We start from the raw sequence: 5422 nt of genomic DNA, 5'->3' as shown, positions 1-5422 counted from the left end.
ATACCTGTCCAGATATGCATTAAAATCCGGATTGATGTTGATCAATTGAACAAAATTGACATCGAGGGGTCTCACCGTATGAAAAATAATTTCCGATCCCCTCCAGTTATAACCGAATGATGTACTGAAAACAGAACGTTCATATAACGGCCGACGCTGGTAATTATATAATATGGAAAAGATGGTCCTTGGGGAATACATCCGGATAAACTTACTCGATGAAAACGGAAGAATAAATTTGGGAATGTTGATGGAAGCTTCCGCTTCATATTCCATAGTGGTCTTAAAGTTAAAAAGCCCAACGTTATCAGAAGATACAGCTTCTAACATACCGCGTAGCCTCAAATCAAAAATCTCCGCATGACCGAATAAACTTTTATTCTGATACAGAAAACTGACCGCCCCTCCGAAATTTCCATCAGAATTGGTTCCTTCCAGGTCAATGGTATAACTCTGCCTTGTAAACGGTAATATATTAATACGACAATCCAGGTCGCGCATCAATAAACCGTTTTGCCCAGGCACCTCATTAAATTCTATATTTACCTGCCGGAAATTCCGTAAAGCCGTTAAATGTTGGTAAGTCTGGTTCACATCAGATATACGGTACAATGAGTCGGGAAACACATATAATGATTGTCCTATCGTAGATGCCTTTACAGGAAAACGGTGGGGTATAATAAAACGGGTTTCCCCTCTGGTAAGTGTATCCGACGCGGTTTTAGAAACGTTAAGGGTGTCTATCAGATTCTGCATACTCAAACTGGCATTGACCGTTAAAGACCGGATCGTATATAAAGGATAGGGCGTTTCTATCACCTGGTTGATTTCTGTTCGTTCCGAATGGGAATTTACCTGTAACTGAAGAGTTACCGTTCTGTTACTATGAGTAGTATCCGCATCGTATTCAATACGTTCTGCAGAAAAGCTATAGTATCCTTTATTTTTTAAATTGGTCTCGATCCGGCTCCGCTCTTTATCTAAAATCGTGACATCAAAAAGGATACCCGGTTTTATTAAGGTATTCGTCGTATCGGCAAAAATTAAGCGTGCTATTGCCGTATCCGGAATGGAATAAGTCAGTTTACTGACTATATACGGCCAACCGGTATGGATAGAATATACGACATTCGCTTTTTTCTTTTTAAAAAGTACCGTATCCGTAACTGTTGCATAGTAATAGCCAAGGTTTTCAAGACTTAACTTTAATTGTTCTGAGGTCCTATCGGTCAGGCTCTGTTGCCAAATAACAGGTTCTTCCCCGTTTTTCCGTAACCAGTTATTCCACTTATTATTTTTCTCAGGCTTTGATCGATTGAACAACCATAGATGAAATCTCAAACCTATAATTTTCTTATTGGGTTTTTGCCGGACATAAGTAGTTAATTGCTCCTGTTTTATATCCTTGTTATCTACTTCAATTTCATAAGAACGTAAAAGATACTCATTTTTAGGCACATATTTCGTCGGATTGCAGGCACCTAGCAAAAAGATAAGTATACATGCAAACCAAAATGAATGAATATGTGTCTTGATCCGGAACAAATTACAATCTATAAATCATAAAAATAACAAAAGAGGCGCAACAATGTTGAACCTCTCATATATATTTATTCCCATTCGATGGTAGCAGGCGGCTTAGAACTGATATCATAAACAACTCTGTTCACGCCTCGAACCTTATTGATGATTTCATTCGAAACTTTTGCCAGAAATTCATAAGGAAGATGTGCCCAATCAGCGGTCATAGCATCTGTAGAGGTAACTGCCCTCAAAGCAATGGTATTTTCATAGGTCCGTTCATCACCCATTACACCTACCGACCTTACAGGCAATAATATAGCAGCAGCCTGCCATACCTTATCATATAGATCCCAATCCCGAAAAGCCTGTACATAAATATCGTCAGCTTCTTGAAGAATATGTATTTTTTCAGGAGTAATATCACCCAGAACCCGGATACCCAGACCGGGTCCGGGGAAAGGATGACGATTGATCAAATGCGGCATCATACCCAGTTCACGCCCAACCCGGCGAACTTCATCCTTAAACAGTAGGCGAAGCGGTTCAACCAGCTTCATCTTTATCTTTTCAGGCAAACCACCTACATTATGGTGTGATTTTATTACAGTTCCTGTAATAGATAATGATTCTATGATATCCGGATAAATTGTACCTTGTCCCAACCACTTGATATTGTCAAGCTTTTGTGCTTCTTCTTCAAAGACATCAATAAACCCTTTACCGATGATCTTTCGTTTCGTTTCAGGATCTGAAACACCTGCCAACTGCTTGTAAAATCTATCTTTAGCATCGATACCTATTACATTCAGTCCCAAATGTTCATAATCACGTAATACATTTTCGAATTCATTCTTACGTAATAAACCATGATCAACAAAGATACAGGTCAGGTTCTTACCGATAGCCCTATTCAATAAAACAGCTGTTACCGAGGAATCCACACCTCCGGAAAGAGCGAGAATTACCTTATCATTACCCAATTCCTGCTTCAATGTGTCAACGGTAACTTCAATGAATGAAGCCGGAGTCCAGTCTTTCTTCATCCCGCAGATGCTGAGAAAATTATCCAGAATCAAAATGCCGTCTTCCGTGTGGAACACTTCCGGATGAAACTGGACACCCCATGTAGGTTCTCCGTTAATTTTATAGGCAGCGACCGTAACATCCTCAGTTGTAGCAATTATTTTAAAGGAATCCGGAATAGATGTTATGGTATCACCATGTGACATCCATACCTGGGATTGCTCTTTGACATCTTTAAAAAGCAGATCTTCTTTATCAACAGGAGTAAGTATAGCTCTCCCGTATTCGCGGGAATCACCTTTTTCTACTTTTCCACCGGACAGATAAGCCAGATATTGCGCACCATAACAAATACACAACATCGGGTATTTTCCCCGGATGAATGATATATCGGGCTTAAATGCCTCTGGATCCATTACAGAAAACGGGCTGCCTGAAAGGATCACGCCTTTCACCAACGGGTCATTTACAGGAAATTTATTATAGGGGACAATCTCACAATAAACATTTAAATCTCTTAATCTTCGACCGATGAGCTGTGTTGTTTGGGAGCCGAAATCAAGAATGATTATTTTTTCGTGCATAATAAAGATTAAAGATAGGTATATTCATTAAATATGCAGACAAAATTAATTCAATTTCTGATTATAACCGCCTAATGCAATAATTTTATTTTATTGGCCTATTAAACAATTTTTTAAATCTATAATATAACATTCCAAAGCCATTAAATATAACATATGCATGTTCATTCTTTCTTTTTTGTTACCTTTGTAAAACATTAGATATCGTAATGAAATTACATCACATCATTTTTAATGTGTTATTTTTCTTTGGAATATTCAGTCTTAATGCACAGCAGAAAATCACCACAGAAAAATACATCAACACATATAAAGACCTGGCCATAAAAGAAATGGGAAGAAGTGGCATTCCGGCCAGTATTACTTTGGCTCAGGGTATTTTGGAATCGGCAAGCGGAAACAGCCGGCTAGCTGTAAAAGCCAACAATCATTTCGGGATCAAATGCCATGATTGGGAAGGGAACAGGATTTTTCATGATGACGATGCTAAAGGAGAATGTTTTCGTCATTATAAGAATGCAGAAGAATCATTTCTTGATCATACGGACTTTTTGATGACACGCAGCCGTTATGCTTTTCTCTTTGAATACCAGCATACGGATTATAAAAACTGGGCGAAAGGCTTACGTAAAGCAGGGTATGCAACAGATCCGAAATACCCTCAATTATTAATTGACCTGATAGAGCGGTATGACTTACATCAATATGATACCGGGGCTTCCGTTTCAAAGAAAAGTATAAAAAAGACACAAAAAGGGAGTAATACATCTACTGTCCAAAAAACTCCCAAAGAAGCAAAATCAATTGATAATTTTTCCGTAAGTGTCGAACGGTATCAGGTAAAGGAAAATAACGGGACAAACTTTGTTGTTGCCAAAAATGGAGATACCTACGCTTCTTTAACAAAAGAAATGGATATGATGCCGTGGCAGTTACCCAAATACAACGAAACACACGCTTCAACCCCTTTATCTGAAGGACAGGTGATATATCTTCAGCCTAAACGCCGGAAAGCGGAACGGGGTATGGATGTACATGTGTTACAGGATGGTGAAACCATGTATGATGTTTCCCAGAAATATGGTATCAGGCTAAAACGGCTTTATATCCTGAACCGTATGGAAGAAGGAACGGAACCTCCGGCCGGCACCCAATTAAATTTACGTAAGAAAAAGAAAAATCATTAAATGCACAATATCCAATTGTGTAACTAAATCGGAACCTAAAAATGCAATACCATATTTTTATTGTCTTATTTATTTTTTTATCTGTTTTTAAAGTTCAATCACAGCAATATCCCGACACTTTTTTTTACCGTCCTTTAGATATTCCCGTCCTGCTATCCGGTACATTTGCCGAATTACGACCCAACCATTTTCATTCGGGAATTGATTACCGGACGCAAGGGGTGATCGGCCATAAGGTATACGCTTCTGAAAGTGGTTATGTATCCAGGATTTTCGTTGGACCCGGAGGATATGGAAAAGCGATATACATTACACACCCTAATGGTTATACGACAGTTTATGGGCATCTGGAAGATTTTTATGATGAAGTATCAACTTATGTGAAACAACAACAATATAAGCGGGAACAGTTCCGTATTGACCTGTATCCCGACTCCAACCGTTTTATCATCAAAAGAGGCCAGGTAATCGGTTTTTCCGGTAATACCGGAGGGTCTACCGGTCCACATTTACATTACGAAGTAAGGGAAACCAAAACACAAATGCCTGTAAATCCTGTTTTATTCGGTATGGGAGTGAAGGATGATGTTCCTCCCATAATGCGTCGGTTGGTCGTCTATCCTATTGGGGAGAAATCTACAGTGAACGGATCAAAAGAGAGGCAAGTGTTCCAATTGGAAAAATCAGGACGTAATTACAGGATTTCCGGTCATCGATCATTAAAAATAAAAGGCCGGGGTGCTTTCGGTATCGAAGCATACGACCAGACATCCGGATCAGGGAACCGTTGCGGACTATATGATCTCAGGCTTTTAGTAGATAGTATTACTTTTTTCTCTCAAACCAAGGATAAATTTTCATTCGATGAAACCAGATGTGTCAATAGCCTGATGGATTACGCCTATTATGTAGAAAACCGGGTTCGTATCAACCGTCTGTATATTGAGCCGAATAATACATTAAGTATATACAAAGAACACATTAACCATGGTGTTGTTTCCTTCTCCGATTCGGCGGAACATGATGCCATGATCATTGCCAGCGATTTGCATGGCAACGAAAGTAAACTGGGATTTACTTTTACGTTTGTTCCGGAAAAGACAA

The 5422-nt window shown here is 39.0% G+C and carries 4 protein-coding genes; 2 read left to right on the top strand and 2 right to left on the bottom strand.

All coding sequences use genetic code 11. From position 1 onward, the window contains the following. Both LBQ60_02415 and guaA read right to left on the bottom strand, forming a co-directional pair. The coding region (locus LBQ60_02415) for a hypothetical protein (protein ID MDR2036756.1) at positions 1-1458 on the bottom strand (1458 nt) is incomplete at its 3' end. A gap of 152 nt (positions 1459-1610) precedes the next feature. Then, positions 1611-3131, bottom strand: coding sequence for a glutamine-hydrolyzing GMP synthase (guaA, locus tag LBQ60_02410; GenBank protein ID MDR2036755.1), 1521 nt, complete (start codon positions 3129-3131; stop codon positions 1611-1613). Between the two features lie 209 nt (positions 3132-3340). Between guaA and LBQ60_02405 the strand changes: the two genes are divergently transcribed. Both LBQ60_02405 and LBQ60_02400 read left to right on the top strand, forming a co-directional pair. Then, a complete protein-coding gene (locus LBQ60_02405; protein MDR2036754.1) occupies positions 3341-4318 on the top strand; it encodes a glucosaminidase domain-containing protein in 978 nt (325 codons plus the stop codon). Positions 4319-4359: 41 nt separating this feature from the next. Further along, positions 4360-5422 (top strand): M23 family metallopeptidase (locus LBQ60_02400; protein MDR2036753.1); only part of this gene is annotated, 1063 nt, incomplete at its 3' end.

This window comes from Bacteroidales bacterium (assembly GCA_031275285.1).
GTDB lineage: Bacteria > Bacteroidota > Bacteroidia > Bacteroidales > UBA4181 > JAIRLS01.
Note: the sequence above shows the minus strand (reverse complement) of the source record. Positions and strands in the feature narration are given on the sequence as shown.

Bases quoted from the DNA above. Each gene is read 5' to 3' on its own strand.
- LBQ60_02405 (MDR2036754.1), top strand. From the start codon at position 3,341: ATGAAATTACATCACATCATTTTTAATGTGTTATTTTTCTTTGGAATA.
- guaA (MDR2036755.1), bottom strand. From the start codon at position 3,131: ATGCACGAAAAAATAATCATTCTTGATTTCGGCTCCCAAACAACACAG.